Here is a 21,403-nt window from a genome sequence, read left to right on the forward strand (position 1 = left end):
CCCCGCCGCTTCAGATAGCGTTCAAACTCACGCGCAATGGACTCGCCCGTGGCTTCCGGCAGGTCGGCGGTGTCCTTGGCTTCCTCCAGTTGCCGGACATACGCCGCGATCTCCGGGTCCTCGGTGGCCAGCTCATCCACGCCGCGCTCCCAGGCGTCCGCTTCCTCCGCCAGTTCGTGGGTGTCCAGCGGGACCTGTAGCAGCTCCTCTATCCGGTGCAGCAGGGCCAACTGGGCCTTGGGCGACGGCGCCTGCGCCACATAGTGCGGAACGGCGGCCCACAGCGAGACCGTGGGGAGCCCGGCCAGCAGGGCAACTTCGGACAGGACACCAACGATGCCCACCGGGCCTTCATACTGCGAAGCTTCCAGGTTCATGCGCTCCCGCAGCGGGGCGTCGTCGGACGACGTGCTCACCGGAATCGGCCTGCTGTGCGGAACATCAGCGAGCAGCGCCCCCACCAGCACCACGTAATCCACGTTCAGGGCTTCCGCGTGCACTAATAACTCGGCGGTGTAAGCACGCCATTTATAGGACGGCTCGGTGCCCTGGACAAAGATCACGTCCACGTTGGAGTCCGGCGCGCTGGCCTTGTAAATCCTCGTGGAGGGCCACTTGATCTTCCGTTCGCCAGCGGCATTCCTGCGGACAGTGGGCCGGGTGAACTGAAAGTCGTAGTACTCGTCGGCGTCTATGGACGCTACTTTCTTGCCACCCCAGAGCTTGTTCAGGTACCGCAGCGAATCGCTCGCCGCCTCGCCGGCGTCGTTCCAGCCTTCAAAGGCGGCAAGCATCACAGTTACCCGCTGTCCGTCAGCCACTGGCTGCAGGAACCGTTCCCGCTCGGGTCCGGCACCCGGTTCGGTGGTGTCTCCCTCGAAGCTATTCATTTCTTCACCCTACGTCCAAGGACGTTCCCAGTGCATGGAATGAAGCGCCGCAAAATGCGCGGAAGCCGGGGCCGGCAGCAGGAATTGGGCCCGGATTCGCCAAGGGCGTAGCCCACAGGAGCCGTCCAGCATGTCCCCGTAGACTTGGGATCATGCAATCGCCAGCTTCCAGTACCCCGCTCAAAGCCGTCCTCTGGGATATGGACGGCACCATTGTGGACACCGAGCCCTACTGGATCGCCGCCGAACGTGCGCTGGTGGAAGCCCACGGAGGAACGTGGTCCCATGAGCAGGCCATGCAGCTGGTAGGCCAGTCCCTGACCTTTTCCGCGGGGCTCCTCCAGCAGGCAGGCGTTGGCCTGGAGATACGCCAGATCATCGATACCCTCACAGCAGCGGTCATCAACAGCGTCCAGCAGCAGGTGCCATGGCGGCCGGGTGCCCGCGAACTGCTCGAAGATCTTCACCTCGCCGGGGTGCGCTGCGCCCTGGTCACCATGTCCGAGGGTCCGCTCGCACGGCAGGTGATTGCCAGCCTTCCCCGCCCGTACTTCGAAATCCTGGTCACCGGCGACACTGTCTCCCAGGGCAAACCGCACCCGGAGGCATACCTGGCAGCCGTGGAGCGGCTGAGGGAGACTGATCCGGACCTGGACATCGAGCACTGCGTCGCGCTGGAAGACTCCGCGCCAGGCGTGGCAGCCGCCGTCGCCTCCGGCGTGGCCACCGTAGCAATACCCCACATTGTTCCGCTGCCCCAGGATGGCCGATACACCCTGTGGGACTCGCTGGCCGGCCGCACCGTGGCCGACCTTGAATCCTTGCTCGCGGACCGCCCGGCCTCCGGTTCACAGCAGGCAGAAGTCGCTTCCGCCGTCGGGACTTCACGTGACTGAAACCCGCGCTCCGGCCCGCCGCGAAGGCATCCCCCTCGGCAGAATCGCCGGGGTTCCGGTGGTGCTCGCCTATTCGTGGTTCATCATTGCCGCTTTCACCGTGATTGTTTACGGACCGGTGCTTGACCGGAGCAACCCCGCCCTCGGCGCTACGGCGTACGTGGTGGCGTTCGCCTACGCGGTCCTGCTGCTGATTTCGGTCCTGGTCCACGAACTCGCCCATGCGCTGACCGCCAAGATCTACGGGTGGCCCACCCAAAAAATCGTGCTCAACCTCTGGGGCGGCCACACCCAGTTCGAAAGCTTCACCGCATCACCGGGACGATCCGTCCTGGTGGCGCTGGCGGGTCCGGCAGCAAACTTTGTCCTCGCCGGAGGCGCCTGGCTTGCCCTCAGCACTGACAGCATGGGCAGCGTGGCCGAGATCCTCACGAACATCTTTATGTGGGCCAACTTCCTGATCGCGGTCTTCAACGTGCTCCCGGGCCTGCCGCTCGACGGCGGACGGCTGGTTGAGTCGGCCGTGTGGAAGGCCACCGGGAGCCAGGCAAAGGGAACCGTCGCGGCCGGCTGGGGCGGCCGGATCATCGTTGTCGCAATATGCGCCTGGTTCATCCTCAGGCCACTCCTCGCCGGGGACGAGCCTGATTTCAGCCTGGTCATCATCACCGTCCTCGTCAGCGGATTCCTCTGGATGGGGGCCTCCGCGTCCATCCAGCAGGGAACGCTGCGCGGCCGGCTGCCCCTGGTGACTGCGGCGGGGTTGGCGACGCCCGCCGTCGGACTTCCGTCCACTGCTTCAGTGCAGGAAGCCCTCCGCCACGGTGCAGCCCGAACCACCTCCCTCGTCGTCTACGGGCCTGATGGGCGGCCCCAGGGCGTGGTGGATCCCGCAGCGCTGGCCTCCGTGCCGCCCGCCGCAGCAGAGTCCACCCCCGTCACGGCAGTCTCCTTTGCCCTGGCTCCGGGCGCCTACGTCCCCGAATGGTCGAAGGGACAGGAGCTGATCACCTTCCTGTCCCAGCTCGAGGGGCGCCACTACGCTGTGGTGGACCACAACGGCAGGGTGACCGGGCTGCTCTCCCAGGACGCGGTAGTTGCTGCCATCACCGGAAAGCGGCAGCGGACCGATAAGCGCCCCCAGGGCCAGAACCGGTAGAGTTACGTGCCGGTGTGCATTGCCGCCGCAGAAGCCACAATGTCTGTACCAGGACATCCATGCGTTGGCACCCCAGGTTTACAGGAGCGAGGAACATCATGAGCAGCGAAACTGCCGTCAATGAAGCAACGGCAGCAGCCCAGGCCGGTGCTGCCCCCGGCAGCTCGCAGCCGGTGGGAGCTGCCCGGCGCCGGGGACCCTTCCGGGAGGGTGAGCGCGTCCAGCTGACCGACGAGCGCGGGCGCATGAACACCATCACCCTCGAGCGCGGCGGAGCCTTCCACACGCACCGCGGCTTCCTGAACCACGATGAAATCATCGGCAAGGTAGACGGCTCCGTGGTGGTGAACAACGTGGGCCAGCAATACCAGACCCTGCGCCCGCTGCTTTCAGACTTCGTCCTCTCCATGCCGCGAGGCGCCGCCGTCGTCTACCCCAAGGACGCCGGCCAGATCGTGACGATGGCTGACATCTTCCCGGGCGCACGCGTCGTGGAAGCCGGCGTGGGTTCCGGCGCCCTCTCCATCTCCCTGCTCCGCGCCGTCGGCGACCAGGGCTACCTGCACTCCTTTGAACGGCGCGAAGAGTTCGCGGACATCGCGCGCGGAAACGTGGAAACGATTTTCGGCGGCCCGCACCCGGCCTGGCAGATCTCCCTGGGCGATTTCCAGGAAGAGGTTGTCCGCAGCGAGGCACCCGGCTCGGTGGACCGCGTGGTCCTGGACATGCTGGCACCGTGGGAATGCCTCGACGCCGTAGCCACCGTCCTGGCGCCGGGGGGCGTCTGGATCAACTACGTCGCCACCGTCACCCAGCTCTCACGGACGGCGGAAGCCATCCGGGCCGACGGCCGGTTCACCGAACCCGACGCCTGGGAGTCCATGGTCCGCGGCTGGCACCTTGAAGGACTCGCGGTCCGTCCGGACCACCGGATGGTGGCCCACACCGGATTCCTCCTTGTGACACGCAGGCTGGCTGACGGTGTCACCGGAATTTCGGTAAAGCGCCGCCCCTCGAAGACCGAATTCAACGAAGAGGACGTCAACGCCTGGACCCCGGGGGCCGTGGGGGAGCGGCTTGTGTCCGACAAGAAGCTGCGGCGCGCCGCACGCGACGCCATTGCCGGCACCAACGTCAAGGACGCGCCGGAGATCACGAACTAGTCCAGATTTCGGGAGTCTCCATCCCTACCTGCCATCTTGGGGCTAATGTCTTAATAGAAGCGCAGGAAGGGGCTGATACACATGGAGACTCCAAACCAGGACTCCGGACGTACACCGGCAGAGCATTCTGCCGCCAATGACCTCTCGGTTGCCGACCGCCAGGTCAACATCCTCCGGGACAAGCTCAGGCATATCGACCGCCAGTTGGCTGCGGCAACGCAGAACAACACCAAGCTGGTCAGCATGCTGGAGACCGCGAAAGCCGAGATTCTCAGGCTCAAGAACGCGTTGGACCAGGAAGGACAGCCGCCGTACAGCTTCGGCACCATCCTCCAGTTGAACCCCAAACGGCCGCCCTCTCCGGGCAGTAGCGGACAGGCGGCCACGGAGGAATCCGTGGACATCTTTAACGCGGGCCGGAAAATGCGCGTGGGCATCAGCCCGCTGGTCAACATCAACCAGCTGGCCGTGGGCCAGGAAGTCCTGCTCAACGAGGCGTTGCTCATCGTGGCCGGGCTCGGCTACGAGCGGGCCGGCGAGCTGGCCACGCTGAAGGAGATGCTCGGCGCCGACCGCGCACTGGTTGTTGGACGGGCCGACGAAGAGCGCGTGGTCCGGCTCTCCGGAGCCCTCCTCACCGAAAAGCTCCGCGTAGGGGACGCCCTGTCCATCGATTCGCGGACGGGCTACGCCCTGGAAAAGGTCCCCCGCTCCGAGGTGGAGAACCTGGTCCTGGAAGAAGTCCCGGACATCACCTACGAGGACATCGGAGGCCTGGGGCCGCAGATCGAACAGATCCGCGACGCCGTCGAATTGCCGTTCCTCCATCCTGACCTTTACCGGGAACACGGTCTCAAGGCGCCCAAGGGCATCCTGTTGTACGGCCCTCCCGGCTGCGGCAAGACCCTCATCGCCAAGGCAGTGGCCAACTCGCTCGCCGCCCGCGCCGCCGAACGCTCCGGCAACGTGGACCTCAAGAGCTACTTCCTGAACATCAAGGGCCCCGAACTCCTCGACAAGTATGTGGGTGAGACCGAGCGCCACATCCGGCTGATCTTCTCCCGTGCCAGGGAAAAGGCATCCGACGGCAGCCCCGTGGTGGTGTTCTTCGACGAAATGGATTCCCTGTTCCGCACCCGCGGCACCGGCATCTCCTCCGACGTCGAGACAACCATCGTGCCCCAGCTGCTCAGCGAGATTGACGGCGTGGAGCGCCTCGACAACGTGATCGTTATCGGTGCCTCCAACCGCGAGGACATGATCGACCCCGCGATCCTCCGCCCCGGCCGGCTGGACGTCAAAGTCAAGATCCACCGTCCGGATGCCGAAGCGGCAGCGGACATCTTCAACAAATACATCACTCCGGACCTTCCGTTCCACGAGTCCGACCTCGCAGAGCACGACGGCGATGTCCAGGCCACCGTGGACGCCATGGTCCAGCGCACTGTGGAAGCGATGTACTCCACGGACAAGTCGAACGAGTTCCTGGAAGTCACCTACGCCAACGGTGACACCGAGATGCTGTACTTCAAGGACTTCAACTCCGGCGCCGTGGTCCAGAACGTGGTGGACCGGGCCAAGAAGTACGCCATCAAGGACCTCCTGACCACGCAGCAGAAGGGGCTCCGGATCGAGCACCTGCTGCGGGCCGTGGTGGATGAGTTCCGCGAACACGAAGACATGCCCAACACCACCAATCCCGATGACTGGGCCCGTATCTCCGGCAAGAAGGGCGAACGGATCACCTACATCCGTACCATCGTCCAGGGCAAGGCCGGCCAGGAGCCCGGCAAGTCCATCGAAACCATGCCCACCACGGGACAGTATCTATGACCGCTGCACCGGAGCCCGCCGCCGGGGGATCACTTCCGGCCGGCGGGGCCATGCGGGTGATGGGCGCCGAAACCGAGTACGGCATCCACGCCCCCTCCGCCCCCTCGGCCAACGCGACCATGATGAGTGCCCGGGTGGTCCAGGCCTATGCCCAGGTCACCCGGCAGCGCGCCGCCGGAGGAGCTGAAACCCGCTGGGACTACACGGATGAAGAGCCGCTGCACGACGCCCGTGGATGGACGGTGGACCGGGGCTCGGCACATCCGAGCCAGCTGACAGACCAGCCGCCGGTACTGGACGCGGAAGCCGTTGCCCTGGCGTATGGCCGGGAGGAACTCGAGCTCGACGGGCAGGACGAATCCGGCACACTCCTGATGAACATGGTCCTCGGCAACGGGGCGCGGCTGTATGTGGACCACGCCCATCCCGAGTACTCCAGCCCGGAAGTCACCAACCCGCGTGATGCTGTCATCTGGGACGCCGCCGGCGACCTTGTGGGCCTGGCAGCGGTACGGCGGCTGGCGTCGGACCCCGACCTTCCGCCCGTCAACCTCTACAAAAACAACACGGACAACAAGTCCGTGTCCTACGGCTCCCACGAGAACTACCTCATGCCGCGCTCGGTCCCGTTCGGCGACATTGTGCGCGGCCTGACGCCGTTCTTCGTGACCCGCCAGATCATCTGCGGCGCGGGACGGCTGGGGATCGGACAGGACAGCTCGGGGCCCGGGTACCAGATCAGCCAGCGGGCAGACTTTTTCGAAGCCGAAGTGGGGCTGGAAACAACCATCCGCCGGCCCATCATCAATACCAGGGACGAGCCGCACGCCACCGCGGACAAGTACCGGCGCCTGCACGTCATCATCGGTGACGCCAACCTCAGCCAGGTGTCCAACTACCTGAAGTTCGGGACCACGGCCATGGTCCTCAGCCTCATCGAGGCGGGGCTGGCGCCGAAGGTCGAGGTGTACGAACCTGTCCAGGCGCTCCAGGCAGTCAGCCACGACACATCCCTGACGGCCACACTGCGGCTGCTCGACGGCCGGCGGGTCACGGCCCTTGACCTGCAATGGATGTACCACGAGGCCGCAGCCAAGCTCGCACAGGACACCGGAGTGGGTGACGCCGTGGACGGCGACGGACACACGCACGATGTCCTGGACCGGTGGGCAACCGTCCTTACCCAGCTGGACAGCGACAGGGCGGCGGCGTCCAGTTCGGTGGAATGGCTCGCCAAGCTCTCCCTCCTGGACGGGTACCGCCAGCGGGACGGCCTGGAATGGAACGACGCCAGGCTGGGCCTCGTTGACCTGCAGTGGGCTGACATCCGGCCGGAAAAAGGCCTGTATTACCGCTTCCTGGCCCGGAACCGGATGCAAAGGATCGTCGACGACGCCGCCATCGCTGCCGCCGTCGGGGAACCGCCGCCGGACACCCGCGCGTTCTTCCGCGGCAAGTGCATCAGCAGCTTCGGCAAGGATGTGGTGGGCGCGAGCTGGGACTCGGTCATCTTCGACGTACCCGGCTACGGGCGCCTGCAGCGCGTCCCCACACGGGAGCCGCTGCGCGGAACCAAAGCACTGACGGGAGCGTTGTTCCAGCGCTACCGGGAAGCGGGTCCGTTCCTCGCGGAACTCCTGGGACACAACAACGCTCCGCCTGCGGCGTAAACCGCGCCGGACGGCCGCTGCCGTGGCAGGATGGGCATATCGGAGGATCCGCCGGATCCGATGACTGATTAAAGGGAGGGATAACAATGGCAGGTCAGGAGCAGCAGCAGCCGCAATCACGCGACAGCCAGGTCGACGAGGACATTCCTGAGGCGCCGCCCGCACCACCGGAAGCCCAGGCTTCGGCATCAACCGAAGGCGTGGACGATCTCCTCGATGAGATCGACGGCGTCCTGGAATCCAACGCCGAAGAGTTCGTTCGGGCCTTCGTCCAAAAAGGCGGCCAGTAACCCGGACCGGAGGGTGGCGGAAGCCCCGGACGGCCGGAATCTGTACAGACGTTGAAGTACCACGTTCAAGGAGTGCATGAGTGCAGGAATCAACCGCCAACCAGGTAGCCGCCAACGCCACCTCGTCCTTTACCGAACACCTGCAGCGGGACCGGCCGGAGCTTCTGCCCTTCAGCCGGTCCCCCCAGGGCGGCGCGTCCGCGGCCGCTCCGCTGCAGGTTCCGCACGCCACCACCATCGTTGCCCTGAGCTACGACGGCGGCGTGCTGATGGCAGGGGACCGGCGGGCCACCATGGGCAACGTCATCGCCAGCCGGCATATCGAGAAGGTGTTCCCCGCAGACCGGTTTTCGGTGCTGGGCATCGCTGGAACGGCCGGCATAGCAATTGACCTGACGCGGCTGTTCCAGGTGGAACTCGAGCACTACGAAAAGATCGAAGGCACGCTCCTCAGCCTCGAAGGCAAGGCCAACAGGCTTGGGGCCATGATCCGGGGCAACCTCCCGCTGGCGCTCCAGGGCCTGGCTGTGGTGCCGCTCTTCGCCGGTTTCGACACCAGCGCCGGTGTGGGCCGGCTGTTCTCCTACGATGTCACCGGTGGCAGGTACGAGGAACACGAACACCATACGGTAGGGTCCGGGTCCGTCTTCGCCCGCGGCGCCCTGAAAAAACTGTGGCGGCCCAACCTCACTGCCGCCGAGGCCCTCGCCGTTGCGGTGGAATCCCTGTACGACGCCGCGGACGACGATTCGGCAACGGGCGGCCCGGACACCGTCCGCCAGCTGTGGCCTGTGGTTTATACGGTGGACAGCTCGGGCGCCCGCCGGGTTCCCGAGCCGGAACTCGCAGCCGCGGCAAGGAACGTCATCGAAGCCCGCACCATCGCCGGACGGGAGGCCTGAGATGACCCAGCAGTTCTATGTCTCGCCTGAGCAGCTGATGAAGGACCGTGCCGATTTCGCACGGAAAGGCATCGCCCGCGGCAGGTCTGTGGTTGTCATCAGCTGCGCGGAGGGAATCGCCCTGGTGGCGGAAAACCCCTCCCCGTCCCTGCACAAAATCGGTGAGATCTACGACAAAATCGCGTTCGCCGCCGTCGGGAAATACAACGAGTTCGAAAGCCTCCGGCAAGCCGGCGTCAGGTACGCGGACGTCCGCGGGTACTCGTACGACCGTGAGGACGTCACCGCCCGGGGCCTGGCCAGCGTCTACGCCCAGAGCCTGGGCGCCGTGTTCACCGCCGAACAGAAACCCTTCGAAGTGGAACTGGCGGTGGCCGAAGTCGGCCCCACCCAGGAAGAGGACCATCTCTACCGGCTGACCTTCGACGGTTCCATCGCCGATGAGCACAGTTTTGTGGTGATGGGCGGCCAGGCGGACAAGGTGTCGTCTGCCATCGAGGGCGGCTGGCGCAGCTCGCTCAGCTTCTCGGAAGCCGTGCGGCTGGCCATGTCCGGCCTGGCCCCCGCAGGTGAAGCAGACGACCAGGCCAAGGCACTGCCGGCACGGGCGCTGGAGGTTGCGGTTCTGGACAGGATGTCCGAGCGCTCACGTGGGTCCCGCCGCGCCTTCCGCCGGCTCAATGACGCGGATATCACTGCACTGCTGGCCTAGGAGGACACATGGACAAGAGAATCTTCGGTATCGAAACCGAATTCGGGATTTCCTATTCGAGCCCCGACTCGAGGCCTCTTGCCCCGGAGGAGGTTGCCCGGTATCTCTTCCGCAAGGTCGTCAGCTGGGGACGCTCTTCCAACGTGTTCCTGACCAACGGCTCCCGGCTGTACCTGGATGTGGGTTCCCACCCCGAATACGCCACCGCCGAATGTGACGATCTCGCGCAGCTGATAGCCCATGACCGGGCCGGGGAACTGATCCTGGACGACCTCGTGGACGAGGCCCAGGCGCGGCTCGCCGCTGAAGGTTTCAACGGCACGGTCTACCTGTTCAAGAACAACACCGATTCCGCCGGAAACTCGTACGGCAGCCACGAGAACTACCTCATTCCCCGCCGCGGCGAGTTTTCCCGGCTGGCGGAGATCCTGATTCCATTCCTGGTGACCCGCCAGCTCATTGCCGGGGCGGGAAAGATCCTCAAGACCCCGCATGGGGCAACGTACGCTTTTTCCCAGCGGGCCGACCACATCTGGGAGGGCGTTTCCTCCGCCACCACGCGGTCGCGGCCCATCATCAACACCCGGGATGAGCCGCACGCCGACGCCGAGTTCTACCGGCGGTTGCACGTCATCGTGGGCGACTCGAACATGTCGGAGGCCACCGCCCTCATGAAGGTGGGTACCGTCGACCTGGTACTGCGCATGATCGAGGCGGGTGTGATCATGCGGGACATGCGGATGGAAAACCCCATCCGCAGCATCCGCGAGATATCGCACGACCTCAGCGGCCGGGCCCTTGTCCGGCTGGCCAACGGCCGCCAGCTCACCGCCCTGGAAATCCAGCAGGAGTACCTGACGAAAGTCACGGCCTTCGTGAAGGAGCACGGCGCCCACAACCCGCATGTTCCGCTGATCCTCGACCTGTGGGAGCGGACGCTCAGGGCCATCGAAAGCGGCGACTCCCGCAGCATCGACACCGAAATCGACTGGGCCATCAAGAAAAAGCTGATGGACAAATACCGCGAACGCCACGGGCTGGGCCTGGACGCCCCGCGGATCGCCCAGCTCGACCTGACGTACCACGACATTTCCCGCGGCCGCGGCCTCTACTACCTGCTCCAGTCCCGGGGTGCGGTACGGCGGATCGTGGACGACACCGTCATCAAGGACGCCGTTGACGCGCCGCCGCAGACCACGCGGGCCAAACTGCGCGGCGACTTTGTCCGCCGCGCACAGGAGCTGGGCCGCGACTACACCGTGGACTGGGTCCACCTGAAGCTCAACGACCGGGCCCACCAGACCATCCTGTGCAAGGATCCGTTCCGCAGCGTGGACGATCGCGTGGATGCGCTTCTGGACTCTATGGGCTGACACCCAGCTTCAGGGGCTATTCTGGATAGGGCCCTTTATCAGGGCCTGCCGCGATTCTGTCCGCTGCCACGCGGGACCATCGCATCCACCCTGCCCCGACGAAAGTTCTCTTACGTGCGCCGACTACTAGCAATCCTTCTTCCCGGTCTGCTGCTGCTTACCGCCTGCGGTGGTTCAACCGCAGAGCCGGAACCCACCAGCCAGTCCGCTGGCGAGACTGCAAAGTTCGACTCCCTCAAACTGACTGACAACGGGGACAAAAAAGCTCCCGGCGTGGAATTCGACAAGCCGCTCGAAGTGGCGGAACCCACCGTCAAGGTGATCACCGAGGGCAGCGGGGATACCGTCAAGGCGAACCAGATCGCCAACATTTCCATCCTGGCCCTCAACGGCACCGACGGCGCCACCCTCGAGGACACATTCCCGAACGATCCGGAGCCCCTCGAACTCAACGAGGAGCTGAAGACCGGCAGCCCCGTGATCTACAACGCCTTCGTCGGTGCAAAGGTGGGCTCCAGCCTCGCGCTGGCCGTCCCCGGACAGGCAGCTGCCGCCGGAGCCGAAGCCCAGCCCACCCAGTTGCTTGTTATCAAGGTCCTGTCCACCACGGACGTAACCCCGGCCCTTGAAAAGCCTGAAGGCGAGACCGTCACCCCGCCCGCCGGACTGCCCTCGGTTACGGAAAAAGACGGCATCCCCGAAATCTCCGTCGACGGCGTGGCAGCTCCCACCGAGCTCGTTTCCCAGGACCTCATCAAGGGCAACGGTGCCGCCGTCAAGGAAACCGATACCCTCACCGTCAACTACGTGGGCGTCAACCTCGTGGGCGGCACCAAGTTTGATTCGAGCTTCGACCGCGGTGAACCGGCAACCTTCGCGCTGAACCAGGTCATCAAGGGCTGGACCCAGGGACTTACGGGCAAGACCGTGGGCTCCCGCGTCCTGCTGGTCATCCCCAAGGACCTGGCATACGGCGAGGCCGGCCAGGGTGAAGCCAAGGGCGACCTGGTGTTCGTAGTGGACATCCTCGGCGCCAAGTAGCAACACTTACAAGCAGTCCGCGGTTTTCTTTTCCGCGGTACCCACCACGCGGTATTCAACACCAGCACTGACACAAAGGAGCAACCATGTCATTTGGACAGCGGGACTTTGACCGCCAGAAGCCCGAGATTGATTTCCCGGAAGGCGACGTTCCCACCGAACTGGTCATCACCGACCTCATCGAGGGCGACGGCCGCGAAGCCAAGGCAGGGGACACCGTCTCCACCCACTACGTCGGCGTGGCCTGGTCAACCGGCGAAGAATTCGATGCCTCTTGGGGCCGCGGAGCGCCCCTGGACTTCCGCGTGGGCGTAGGCCAGGTCATCCAGGGCTGGGACCAGGGACTGCTGGGCATGAAGGTTGGCGGCCGCCGCCGCCTGGAAATCCCCTCCGAACTGGCCTACGGTTCCCGTGGCGCCGGTGGAGCGATCAAGCCCAACGAAGCCCTGATCTTCGTGGTGGACCTCGTGGGCGTCCGCTGATCCGGCACCACTGACTGCACCGCCATGGAAAAGCGCGGCAACCCCCGGGAGAAACAGTCCCGGGCGTTGCCGCGCTTTCTGCGTTCCGCCCGGAGTTTAGTAACGTAACCAGAGTGTCCGTATCCCGCACTGAACGACTCCTCAACCTGCTGATCGCGCTCCTCAACACCCGGTATGGCCTGCGCCGCAGTGAATTGCGGGAGAAGGTCTACCACGACACTTCGGGCAACGACGTTGCGTTCGGCCGGATGTTTGAGCGTGACAAAAACGATCTGCGCCAGTTCGGCTTCGACGTGGAAACCCTCACCGACCTGGGGTGGAGCGAAGACGACCCCGCCACCACCCGCTACCGCATCGGCAAGGAATCCAACCGCCTCCCGGACGTCCAGCTTGAGCCCGAGGAGTGGACGGTACTCCTCCTGGCCTCACAGCTCTGGGAGCGCGCGGCCCTGGGCACGGCAGCACAGAGCGCCCTCCGGAAGCTCAAGGCGTCAGGCCAGCTGGCCGACGTCGAACTGCCTGCGGGCCTCCAGCCACGCATCAAACCCGCAGGGCAGGCCTTCGACGACGTTGTGGCCGCCATGCATTCCCGGCACCCCGTCACGTTCAGCTACCTCGCCGGCAGCACAGGCAAGGACGAGGTGCGCACAGTGGAGCCATGGGGCCTCGGCAGCAGGTTCGGGCAGTGGTACCTGGTGGGCCACGACAGGGCACGCGAGGCCGCCCGGCACTTCCGGCTGTCCCGGTTCACCAGTGCAGTGGCCATCCTGGACAAGGAGCACTACTCGCCGCCGGCGGACTTCAACATCCGGCAGGAACTCGACCGGCTCGCCGAACTGCCGCTCCGCGCCGCCGTCGTGGATGTCCGGGAGGGCCGCCTGCTCGCCCTCCGGCGCCGGGCACTCGCCGCCGCGGAAACGCCGGCGGACGCTGCCGCGCCGGGCCGCCCCGACGCCGGCTTCGAGCGGATCGCCCTGCACTTCCGGGACCCGGAGATCCTCGCCGAAGAACTGGCATCCTACGGGCCTGATGCCCGGGCCGTAGCCCCGGAGGAGCTTGTTGTCGCCGTCCGGCGGCGGCTCCGGGCCGCTGCCGATTTCAGCGAATCTCCGACCCCCGACTACTCGTTTTCGCCGGCCCGTTCCCGGCCGTCCCGGTCCAGGACCTCGGAGGACCAGCTCAAGCGGATGCTCCAGCTGGTGCCGTTCCTGGTGCACAACCAAGGCCTGCACATCCAGGAGGTAGCGGACCATTTCGGAGTGAGCCGGGACGAGCTGGAGGACGACCTGCGGATCCTCATCTGCTCCGGACTGCCGGAGGGCTACCCGGATGACCTGCTGGACATCCAGTGGGAGAACGACCACGTCTTCATCACCCAGGACCTGGACCTCAACAGGCCAGTCCGGTTCACCGTGGACGAAGCCTGCGCGCTCCTGACGGGCCTCGAAACCCTGAACGGGCTGCCGGGCATTGCCGAAGGCGGGGCGCTGGAGTCGGTGACGCTCAAGCTGCTTGCGGCCGCCGGTGAGGAAGGGCTGCGGGCAGCGTCCCTCGCCGGACCGGAAATGGGGCCGGCCGATGCCGCCATCCATGACACGGTGCGGCAGGCGATCGGCTCCCGCTCCCGGCTCCACCTGACCTACCTGTCGCCGCAACGGGACAAAGTGTCCGAACGGGACGTGGACCCCTTGCGGCTCTACTCCCTCGACAACACGTGGTACTTCGAAGCGTATTGCCACCTGGTGGACGGGCTGCGGAACTTCCGCCTGGACCGCGTGCAGGACGTTTACCCGAACGGGCAGCACGCGGCTGACGGGCTCACTGCGTCCGGCGCGGTCCCCGCCAAGCTTTTTACACCGAACGACGACGACACCACAGTCACGGTCCAGCTCACCCGGCAGGGGAGGGGGCTTGCGGACGACTACTACGCGGAGCGCACGGCAGAGCTTCCCGACGGCGGACTGGTCGCCGAGATACGGTTCGGCAACACCGCGTGGCTGCCCATGTTCGTCGCCCAGCATGGCGGTGCCGTCCGCATTATTGCCCCCGAGGACCTGGCCACGTCCGCACGGGTGTGGCTGGAGGCGTCGCTGGCCAGGTACGGAGGCTAGACTTCTCAGCATGCCTTGGTGGTCCTGGATCCTTTTATGGGTAGCGCTTGTTGCGCTGTCGCTGCTGTTCTATGTCCTGCTGGGCATCCGTCTTTTCCGCCAGTTCATGGCGACCGTCAAGGACCTCGGGGCAGCAGGTGAAAAACTTGGACACCTGGCCCCGCTGCAGGAGCACGCGGAGCCGGAAAAGCCCGGACAGGCACCGCCGGGTTCTGCTGTTTTTGCCTCACCCACCGTCATGCGACATGATTACGAGGCATCCACGTCAGCACGGCGGGAAGAACGCCGCCGCCGGAGGGTTCAGCGCAAGACGGACCGGGGCCAGCCGCAGGCGCTCGGGGATCTCGACTTCACATAGAAGTAGGATGTATTGAGAGGAAAGGATTTCCCATGGGAAGACTCTTTGATGGCCCCTGGCCCATCGTCATTATTATCGTTGTTGCACTGCTGCTCTTTGCCGCACCCAAGCTTCCGGCCATGGCACGCAGCCTCGGCCAGTCCATGCGGATCATCAAGTCCGAAGTCAAGGAAATGAAGAACGACGGCAAAACCGACACCACCGACGCCTCCGGCCCGGTGGAAGGCACCGTCGTGAACCACCCCAAGGCGAAGCCCGGCGAGCCGACAGACGGCACTGACGTTCCGCCGTCGAACCGCGCCTGACCCCCAGTGGCACTGTCGCGGGCCCGTAAAGCCAACCCTGAGGGGCGCATGTCCCTGTGGGACCACCTCAAGGAGCTCAAGAACCGGCTGATCAAGTCGGCCATTGGCGTCGTCATCGGCGGCATCGGGGGCTGGATACTTTACGATCCGCTGCTGAAGGCGCTGGCCGATCCGGTCAACCGAATCTCGCAGCAAACCGGGGGACTGTCCGCAATCAACTTCGGGACCATTGCTTCCCCGTTTGACTTCAAGCTGCAGATGTCGCTCCTCATCGGGGCGGTGATATCCAGCCCCATCTGGATCTACCAGCTCTGGGCGTTTATCACACCCGGCCTTACATCAAAGGAACGCCGGTACACCCTGGGATACATGGCGGCAGCGGTACCCCTGTTCCTCGCCGGGATCTGGGCCGGATGGCTGGTGGTGCCCCAGGTGGTGCGGGCGCTGACCCAGTTCACGCCGGACGGATCGTCCAGTGTCATCGATGCCCGGACCTATATCGAATTCGTGACCCGGATGGTCCTGGTCCTGGGTATCGCGTTCCTGGTTCCCGTGGTGCTGGTGGGCGTCAACATGGCCGGTGTCATTTCCGGCCAGACCATCCTCAAGGCCTGGCGCATTACCGTCTTCCTGGTCTTTGTCCTCGCCGCCATCGCGGCCCCCGGCGCCGATGCCATTTCCATGTTCATGCTGGCCGGTCCGCTGCTTGTCCTGTTCTTCGCTGCGATCGGCATCTGCCTCATGAATGACAAGCGGCGCGCCCGCCGCCAGGCCAGGAGGGCAGCGGAAACCGAGGCAACGGCTGACATCGCCACCCCGGGCAGTGAGCTGAAGAACCTCTAAGCTCCCAGTAGGCTTAGTACATGTCCTCCAACACCGGGCCGTTTCCTAAAGGTCCAACTTCCAGCGGACCTTTTTCCACGGCGCCCAGCGATCCTGAGGAGCTCTCCCCGGCAGAAAGGTACCGGGCCAGCGCCGAACGCAGGGCCGAGGCGGCTACCGATTTGGGTGCGTTCATCCGCACGTTGGACTTTGAGCTGGACGACTTCCAGCGGAAGGCCTGCCTGTCCCTGCAGGACGGCAGGGGAGTGCTGGTGGCAGCGCCCACCGGCGCGGGAAAAACGATCGTGGGCGAGTTCGCCATCTATCTGGCCCTCCAGCGCGGCCTCAAGGCTTTCTACACCACCCCCATTAAGGCGCTGAGCAACCAGAAATTCACGGAACTCGGCGAAAAGTACGGTGCCGGAAACGTGGGACTGCTCACCGGCGACACCAGCATCAACGGCGACGCCCCCGTGGTGGTCATGACCACCGAAGTCCTGCGGAACATGCTCTATGCGGACTCAGCCACCCTGGACGACCTGGGCTACGTGGTCATGGATGAGGTGCACTACCTCGCCGACCGGTTCCGCGGAGCTGTCTGGGAGGAAGTGATCATCCATCTCCCCAGTGAGGTGCAGGTGGTCTCCCTCAGCGCCACGGTCTCCAACGCCGAGGAGTTCGGCGCCTGGCTGGACACCGTCCGCGGTGACACGGACATCATCGTCTCCGAACACCGCCCGGTTCCCCTCTGGCAGCACGTCATGGTGGGCCGGCAGATCATGGACCTGTTCGCCGGGGAAACCACCTTCGACGAAATCGCCCCGCCCGTGGACGCCGACGGGCCGCAGCAGGCGCCCGCGAAGGAAACCACTGCCTCAGGCCGCGGCTTTGACGTCAATCCGGACCTCCTGACGGTTGCCCGCAGCGAAAGCCAGCACAGTTTCCGCAGCAGGCCCGGCCCCGGCGGACGCGGCCAGCGCGGCCGCCGCGGCAACGACCGTCCCGCCCGGGGCCCAGAAGAAACCGGCGTTCGCAGGGCCAGCCGCCCCCAGGTGATTGCGAGCCTTGACCGGATGGACCTGCTGCCCGCCATCACCTTCATCTTTTCCCGTGCCGGCTGCGACGCGGCCGTGGCCCAGTGCGTCAGCTCCGGGTTGTGGCTCACCACCGAAAAAGAGCAGCGCATCATTGCCCAGCGCGTTGACGAAGCGGGGCACGACATCCCGCCGGACGACCTGGACGTCCTCGGCTTTTGGACCTGGCGTGACGGGTTGCTCCGCGGTTTTGCCGCACACCACGCCGGCATGCTGCCCACGTTCAAGGAAGTGGTGGAAAAGCTCTTCGCCGACGGCCTGGTCAAGGCCGTGTTCGCCACGGAGACCCTTGCCCTCGGCGTCAACATGCCCGCACGCTCCGTGGTGCTGGAGAAACTGGACAAGTTCAACGGCGAGGCCCATGTGGACATCACCGCGGGGGAGTACACCCAGCTGACCGGCCGTGCCGGCCGCCGCGGTATCGACGTCGAAGGCCACGCAGTGGTTCTGTGGCAGCCCGGGACGGACCCGACCGCGGTGGCCGGCCTCGCCTCCCGCCGCACCTACCCTCTGAACTCGAGCTTCCGGCCAACCTACAACATGAGCATCAACCTCCTGGCACAGTTTGGCCGGGCGAGGGCCCGCGAGATCCTGGAATCCTCCTTCGCGCAGTTCCAGGCCGACCGCTCGGTGGTGGGCCTGGCACGGCAGGTGCGGAGCAGGGAGGAATCCCTCGCGGGGTACGCCAAGTCCATGACATGCCACCTCGGCGACTTCACCGAGTACGCAAGGCTCCGGCGCGAGCTCTCCGATGCCGAAAACGCGACGTCGCGGACAAAGTCCCGGGCCCGGAAGTCGCTCAGCGACGACTCGCTGGCCAGGTTGCTGCCCGGTGACGTGGTGGATGTTCCCGGCGGGAGGGCACCGGGCCCGGCCATCGTGCTCAGTTCCGACCACAGCAGCCGTGAGCCGCGGCCCGCCGTCCTGACCCTGGACAACCAGCTGCGCAGGATCGGAACGGATGACCTCGAGGGCCCCATTGCACCCCTGACACGCATCCGCATTCCGAAGTCATTCAACGCCAAGGTGCCGAAGTCACGGCGGGACCTGGCGTCCTCCGCCCGGAACGCGCTCCGGGAAAACCGGCCACCCGCCCCGGGCCATAACCGCAACAATGATTTCGGCCGGGCGGCTGCGCTGCCCAACCAGGAGAAGCGTATTGCCGATCTCCGCCGTGCCCTTCGCGCCCACCCCTGCCACGGCTGCAGCGAACGCGAAGACCATGCGCGCTGGTCCGAGCGGTGGTGGAAGCTGAGGCGGGAGACCGACGGCCTGGTCCGGCAGATCCAAGGCCGCACGAACACCATCGCCAAGACCTTCGACCGCGTCTGCGACGTCCTGTCTGCTTACGGCTACCTGGAAGCCAGCGGCGATGGCGGCCTGGTCATCAGTTCCGATGGCCAGCGGCTGCGGCGGATTTACGGTGAGAAGGACCTGCTGATCTCCCAGTCCCTGCGGCTGGGCGCGTTCGATGACCTGGACGCTGCCGAAGTGGCAGCCCTGGCCAGCGTGCTGGTCTACCAGGCCAAGCGCGAGGACCGCGGTCTCCGGCCGCGCATGCCCAGTATCTCCCTGGAAACAGCAGTGGATATCGTGGTGAGGGAATGGTCGGCCCTGGAGGACGTTGAAGAGGAGAACAAGCTTCCGCTGACCGGCGAACCCGAACTCGGGCTGGTGTGGCCCATCTACAAGTGGGCACGCGGCCGCCACCTGCAGGATGTGCTGAGCGGCACCGACCTCGCCGCCGGCGACTTTGTCCGTTGGGTGAAGCAGGTGGTGGACCTGCTGGACCAGCTCGCCAAGATTCCGGGTCTTGATCCCCGGCTGGCCCGGCTGTGCGGCGAGGCCATCTCCCTGGTCCGCCGCGGCGTCGTGGCATATTCCTCCGTCCTTTAGCCAGCACCCGGCGTCCAGCCGGCCCGTTTCAACCCTCAGGAGCCCTGCCCCGCATGACCCAGCCTGGTCCCGAATCACCCCGCAACGTCGTCCTCTACCGCAACGGGTCCGTCTACACAGCTGCCGACCCCTTCGCCACCGCCATGCTCGTGGACGGTGACACGGTGGCGTGGGTGGGGTCCGAGCAGGCGGCGTCTTCCATTGCGGACAGTTCCATGGACGTCATCGACCTGCGGGGAGCACTCGTCGCACCCGGATTCGTCGATTCGCACATGCACCTGACCGAGACCGGCATCGCCCTGGATTCGCTGCGGCTGGGCGGAGTCACCTCAGCCCGGGAGCTCCTGGACGCCGTGTCGTCCGCAACCGGCAACGGCCTGGTCCTGGGCCACGGCTGGGATGAAACCACGTGGGCGGACCCCACACTGCCCAGTGCCGAAGAACTGGAACGTGCATCAGCAGGCCGGCCCGTCTACCTTTCCCGGGTGGACGTGCACTCGGCACTGGTCTCAACGTCACTGGCTCACGCCGCGGACCTTCGCAGCCAGGACGGGTTCGACGGCGGCGCACGCGTTACGCGCGCGGCCCACACGGCCGCACGGCAGTCCACCCGGCAGCTGCCGGAAGAGGCACTCCGCCGGCACCAGGCGCGCGCCCTGTCCGAGGCAGCCGCGAACGGCTACGTCGCCGTGGCGGAGATGGGGGCGCCGCACATCGCGGGCCTCGACGACCTGCGCCTGGCCGCAGCGTGGAATTCTCCCGGCGGTGATGGGCAGGACCTTCCCGAGGTCCTGCCGTACTGGGGGGAATTGGCGACCTCGGAAGAGCACGCGCGCAGCCTGATGGATCAGTTCGGCTTCCCGCTGCGCGGCCTTGCGGGAGACCTGAACATCGATGGCTCGGTGGGGTCGCGCACTGCTGCGCTCCGGTCCGGCTACAGCGACGCCCCCGGTGAGCGCGGGAACCTCTATCTGACGGCAGAACAGGCGGCCGCGCATCTTGCCGCGTGTTCACTCGTGGGGATCCAGGCCGGCTTCCACGTGATCGGCGATGCCGGGCTGGACGCGGCGTTGTCAGCCCTGGACCTCGCGGCGGGGCAGGTGGGGGAGCAGCGCGTGCGCGCAGTTGGCCACCGGTTTGAACATGTGGAGATGGTGGATGCGCCGGCCATTGAAAAGCTGGCCCGATACTCGGTCACCGTCAGCGCCCAGCCTGCGTTCGATGCCGCGTGGGGCGGGCCCGGTGGCCTGTACGGGAAGCGGCTGGGGGAACGGAGCGACTCCATGAACCCCTTCGCCTCCCTGTACGCGGCCGGCGTTCCCGTGTGCTTCGGCAGCGACAGCCCGGTCACCCCGCTGAAACCCTGGTCCAGCGTGCGGGCATGCCTGGAGCACCACACCGAAGGTGAACGTATTTCCGCCCGAGCCGCCTTCCTTGGCCACACCCGGGCCGGCTGGCGTGCGGCCAAATATCCCAACCCGATGGCGGGACAACTCGTGCCGGGCGCCCCTGCAAGTTTCGCCGTGTGGGAGGTGGAGGAACTGATGGTCCAGGTGGCCGATGGGCGTGTCCAGTCCTGGAGTACGGATCCCCGTGCCCGCACACCGCTGTTGCCTGCGCTGGACACCGGCACGGACCCTGTTTGCTTGCAGACCGTGCGGAACGGCGCCGAATTGTTCTCCAACCCGGCACTGCGTTCCTGACCCTGCCGCTCGCCGCCCTATAATTGATAGTTGCGCCTGCCGGCGGCTTGCCGGCTGCCAGGTGCACCGACCGCTCCCTCCAGGAAAGGCCCTCTGTGCGCGTCCTTACGATCATTCCCACGTACAACGAACTGGAATCGCTGCCCAAGACGCTCCAGCGACTCCGGTCTGCTGTCCCGGCCTCGGACGTGCTGGTAGTGGATGACAACAGCCCTGACGGCACCGGCAAGCTTGCCGACACCATCGCGGCCGGGGACTCCCAGGTCCACGTCCTGCACCGCAAGGGCAAGGAGGGACTGGGCGCCGCCTACATCGCAGGGTTCAAGTGGGGCCTGGATGCCGGCTACGACGTTCTCGTGGAAATGGACGCGGACGGCTCCCACCAGCCCGAGCAGCTGCCCCAGCTCCTGGAGGCCATCGAGCAGGGCGCAGACCTTGCCATGGGTTCCCGCTGGGTGCCCGGCGGACGCGTGGTGAACTGGCCCCTCTACCGCCAGGCCATTTCCCGGGTGGGCAGCACCTACGCCCGCCTGATGCTCGGCCTGAAGATCAAGGACGTCACCGGCGGATACCGCGCCTTCCGCCGGACAACCTTGGAAAAACTCAACCTGGACCAGGTGGATTCCGTCGGTTACGGCTTCCAGGTTGACCTGGCGTGGCGGGTGGCACGGATGGGCCTGCGCATTGAGGAACGCCCCATCAC

Annotated in this window: 19 protein-coding genes; 18 read left to right on the plus strand and 1 reads right to left on the minus strand. The window is 65.8% G+C overall.

From position 1 onward, the window contains the following. Positions 1-890 (minus strand): PAC2 family protein (locus P2Q66_RS06705; RefSeq protein WP_275726549.1); only part of this gene is annotated, 890 nt, incomplete at its 3' end. Positions 891-1,042: 152 nt separating this feature from the next. Here P2Q66_RS06705 and P2Q66_RS06710 point away from each other — a divergent pair. The 18 genes from P2Q66_RS06710 to P2Q66_RS06795 form a co-directional block, all read left to right on the plus strand. Next, positions 1,043-1,786, plus strand: a complete 744-nt coding sequence (locus P2Q66_RS06710; RefSeq protein ID WP_275726552.1) for an HAD family phosphatase — start codon at positions 1,043-1,045, stop codon at positions 1,784-1,786. After that, the gene (locus P2Q66_RS06715) at positions 1,779-2,945 is read left to right on the plus strand and encodes a site-2 protease family protein (protein ID WP_275726554.1); all 1,167 of its coding nucleotides are present in this window, start codon (positions 1,779-1,781) and stop codon (positions 2,943-2,945) included. Before P2Q66_RS06710 ends, P2Q66_RS06715 begins: the two co-directional genes overlap by 8 nt. Positions 2,946-3,043: 98 nt before the next feature. Further along, positions 3,044-4,108 (plus strand): tRNA (adenine-N1)-methyltransferase, encoded by a 1,065-nt coding sequence (locus P2Q66_RS06720; RefSeq protein ID WP_079596129.1) that lies wholly within the window; start codon positions 3,044-3,046, stop codon positions 4,106-4,108. Positions 4,109-4,189: 81 nt separating this feature from the next. Then, positions 4,190-5,941 carry a proteasome ATPase gene (gene arc, locus P2Q66_RS06725; RefSeq protein ID WP_079596130.1) on the plus strand — a complete coding sequence of 584 codons (1,752 nt, stop codon included), beginning with the start codon at positions 4,190-4,192 and terminating at the stop codon, positions 5,939-5,941. After that, positions 5,938-7,611: a depupylase/deamidase Dop gene (gene dop, locus P2Q66_RS06730; RefSeq protein WP_275726555.1), complete on the plus strand. Its 1,674-nt coding sequence runs from the start codon at positions 5,938-5,940 to the stop codon at positions 7,609-7,611. Before arc ends, dop begins: the two co-directional genes overlap by 4 nt. A gap of 86 nt (positions 7,612-7,697) precedes the next feature. Beyond that, the gene (locus P2Q66_RS06735) at positions 7,698-7,901 is read left to right on the plus strand and encodes a ubiquitin-like protein Pup (RefSeq protein ID WP_015937113.1); all 204 of its coding nucleotides are present in this window, start codon (positions 7,698-7,700) and stop codon (positions 7,899-7,901) included. Positions 7,902-7,981: 80 nt separating this feature from the next. After that, positions 7,982-8,803 (plus strand): proteasome subunit beta, encoded by an 822-nt coding sequence (gene prcB / locus P2Q66_RS06740; RefSeq protein WP_079596132.1) that lies wholly within the window; start codon positions 7,982-7,984, stop codon positions 8,801-8,803. Position 8,804: 1 nt separating this feature from the next. Beyond that, entirely contained in the window at positions 8,805-9,515 is a 711-nt protein-coding gene (gene prcA, locus P2Q66_RS06745) for a proteasome subunit alpha (protein WP_115523482.1), read from the plus strand. Positions 9,516-9,523: 8 nt separating this feature from the next. Beyond that, on the plus strand, positions 9,524-10,888 hold the full coding sequence (gene pafA, locus P2Q66_RS06750; protein ID WP_115523483.1) for a Pup--protein ligase: 1,365 nt from the start codon (positions 9,524-9,526) through the stop codon (positions 10,886-10,888). A 114-nt stretch (positions 10,889-11,002) separates the two neighbouring features. Next, positions 11,003-11,929: an FKBP-type peptidyl-prolyl cis-trans isomerase gene (locus P2Q66_RS06755; protein WP_275726564.1), complete on the plus strand. Its 927-nt coding sequence runs from the start codon at positions 11,003-11,005 to the stop codon at positions 11,927-11,929. Between the two features lie 86 nt (positions 11,930-12,015). After that, the gene (locus tag P2Q66_RS06760; protein ID WP_079596136.1) at positions 12,016-12,411 is read left to right on the plus strand and encodes an FKBP-type peptidyl-prolyl cis-trans isomerase; all 396 of its coding nucleotides are present in this window, start codon (positions 12,016-12,018) and stop codon (positions 12,409-12,411) included. Between the two features lie 113 nt (positions 12,412-12,524). Further along, the gene (locus P2Q66_RS06765; protein WP_275726566.1) at positions 12,525-14,522 is read left to right on the plus strand and encodes a WYL domain-containing protein; all 1,998 of its coding nucleotides are present in this window, start codon (positions 12,525-12,527) and stop codon (positions 14,520-14,522) included. A 10-nt stretch (positions 14,523-14,532) separates the two neighbouring features. Further along, positions 14,533-14,880, plus strand: coding sequence for a hypothetical protein (locus P2Q66_RS06770; RefSeq protein WP_079596138.1), 348 nt, complete (start codon positions 14,533-14,535; stop codon positions 14,878-14,880). Between the two features lie 32 nt (positions 14,881-14,912). Beyond that, positions 14,913-15,185 carry a Sec-independent protein translocase subunit TatA gene (gene tatA, locus P2Q66_RS06775; RefSeq protein ID WP_079596139.1) on the plus strand — a complete coding sequence of 91 codons (273 nt, stop codon included), beginning with the start codon at positions 14,913-14,915 and terminating at the stop codon, positions 15,183-15,185. Positions 15,186-15,233: 48 nt separating this feature from the next. After that, entirely contained in the window at positions 15,234-16,028 is a 795-nt protein-coding gene (gene tatC / locus P2Q66_RS06780) for a twin-arginine translocase subunit TatC (RefSeq protein WP_079596140.1), read from the plus strand. A 20-nt stretch (positions 16,029-16,048) separates the two neighbouring features. Further along, complete coding sequence (locus P2Q66_RS06785) at positions 16,049-18,997, plus strand: DEAD/DEAH box helicase (protein WP_275726569.1); 2,949 nt, start codon at positions 16,049-16,051, stop codon at positions 18,995-18,997. Between the two features lie 53 nt (positions 18,998-19,050). Further along, a complete protein-coding gene (locus P2Q66_RS06790) occupies positions 19,051-20,700 on the plus strand; it encodes an amidohydrolase family protein (RefSeq protein ID WP_275726571.1) in 1,650 nt (549 codons plus the stop codon). Positions 20,701-20,795: 95 nt separating this feature from the next. Then, positions 20,796-21,403 (plus strand): polyprenol monophosphomannose synthase (locus P2Q66_RS06795; protein WP_275726573.1); only part of this gene is annotated, 608 nt, incomplete at its 3' end.

Origin of the sequence: Arthrobacter sp. Cr_A7, assembly GCF_029222765.1 — a bacterium.
Taxonomy (GTDB): domain Bacteria; phylum Actinomycetota; class Actinomycetes; order Actinomycetales; family Micrococcaceae; genus Arthrobacter.

What these genes read in the sequence shown, in the direction of transcription:
- P2Q66_RS06710 (WP_275726552.1), top strand. Translation starts at nt 1,043, where the DNA reads ATGCAATCGCCAGCTTCCAGTACCCCGCTCAAAGCCGTCCTCTGGGAT.
- P2Q66_RS06720 (WP_079596129.1), top strand. Translation starts at nt 3,044, where the DNA reads ATGAGCAGCGAAACTGCCGTCAATGAAGCAACGGCAGCAGCCCAGGCC.
- arc (WP_079596130.1), top strand. Translation starts at nt 4,190, where the DNA reads ATGGAGACTCCAAACCAGGACTCCGGACGTACACCGGCAGAGCATTCT.
- dop (WP_275726555.1), top strand. Translation starts at nt 5,938, where the DNA reads ATGACCGCTGCACCGGAGCCCGCCGCCGGGGGATCACTTCCGGCCGGC.
- P2Q66_RS06735 (WP_015937113.1), top strand. Translation starts at nt 7,698, where the DNA reads ATGGCAGGTCAGGAGCAGCAGCAGCCGCAATCACGCGACAGCCAGGTC.
- prcA (WP_115523482.1), top strand. Translation starts at nt 8,805, where the DNA reads ATGACCCAGCAGTTCTATGTCTCGCCTGAGCAGCTGATGAAGGACCGT.
- pafA (WP_115523483.1), top strand. Translation starts at nt 9,524, where the DNA reads ATGGACAAGAGAATCTTCGGTATCGAAACCGAATTCGGGATTTCCTAT.
- P2Q66_RS06760 (WP_079596136.1), top strand. Translation starts at nt 12,016, where the DNA reads ATGTCATTTGGACAGCGGGACTTTGACCGCCAGAAGCCCGAGATTGAT.
- P2Q66_RS06770 (WP_079596138.1), top strand. Translation starts at nt 14,533, where the DNA reads ATGCCTTGGTGGTCCTGGATCCTTTTATGGGTAGCGCTTGTTGCGCTG.
- tatA (WP_079596139.1), top strand. Translation starts at nt 14,913, where the DNA reads ATGGGAAGACTCTTTGATGGCCCCTGGCCCATCGTCATTATTATCGTT.
- tatC (WP_079596140.1), top strand. Translation starts at nt 15,234, where the DNA reads ATGTCCCTGTGGGACCACCTCAAGGAGCTCAAGAACCGGCTGATCAAG.
- P2Q66_RS06785 (WP_275726569.1), top strand. Translation starts at nt 16,049, where the DNA reads ATGTCCTCCAACACCGGGCCGTTTCCTAAAGGTCCAACTTCCAGCGGA.
- P2Q66_RS06790 (WP_275726571.1), top strand. Translation starts at nt 19,051, where the DNA reads ATGACCCAGCCTGGTCCCGAATCACCCCGCAACGTCGTCCTCTACCGC.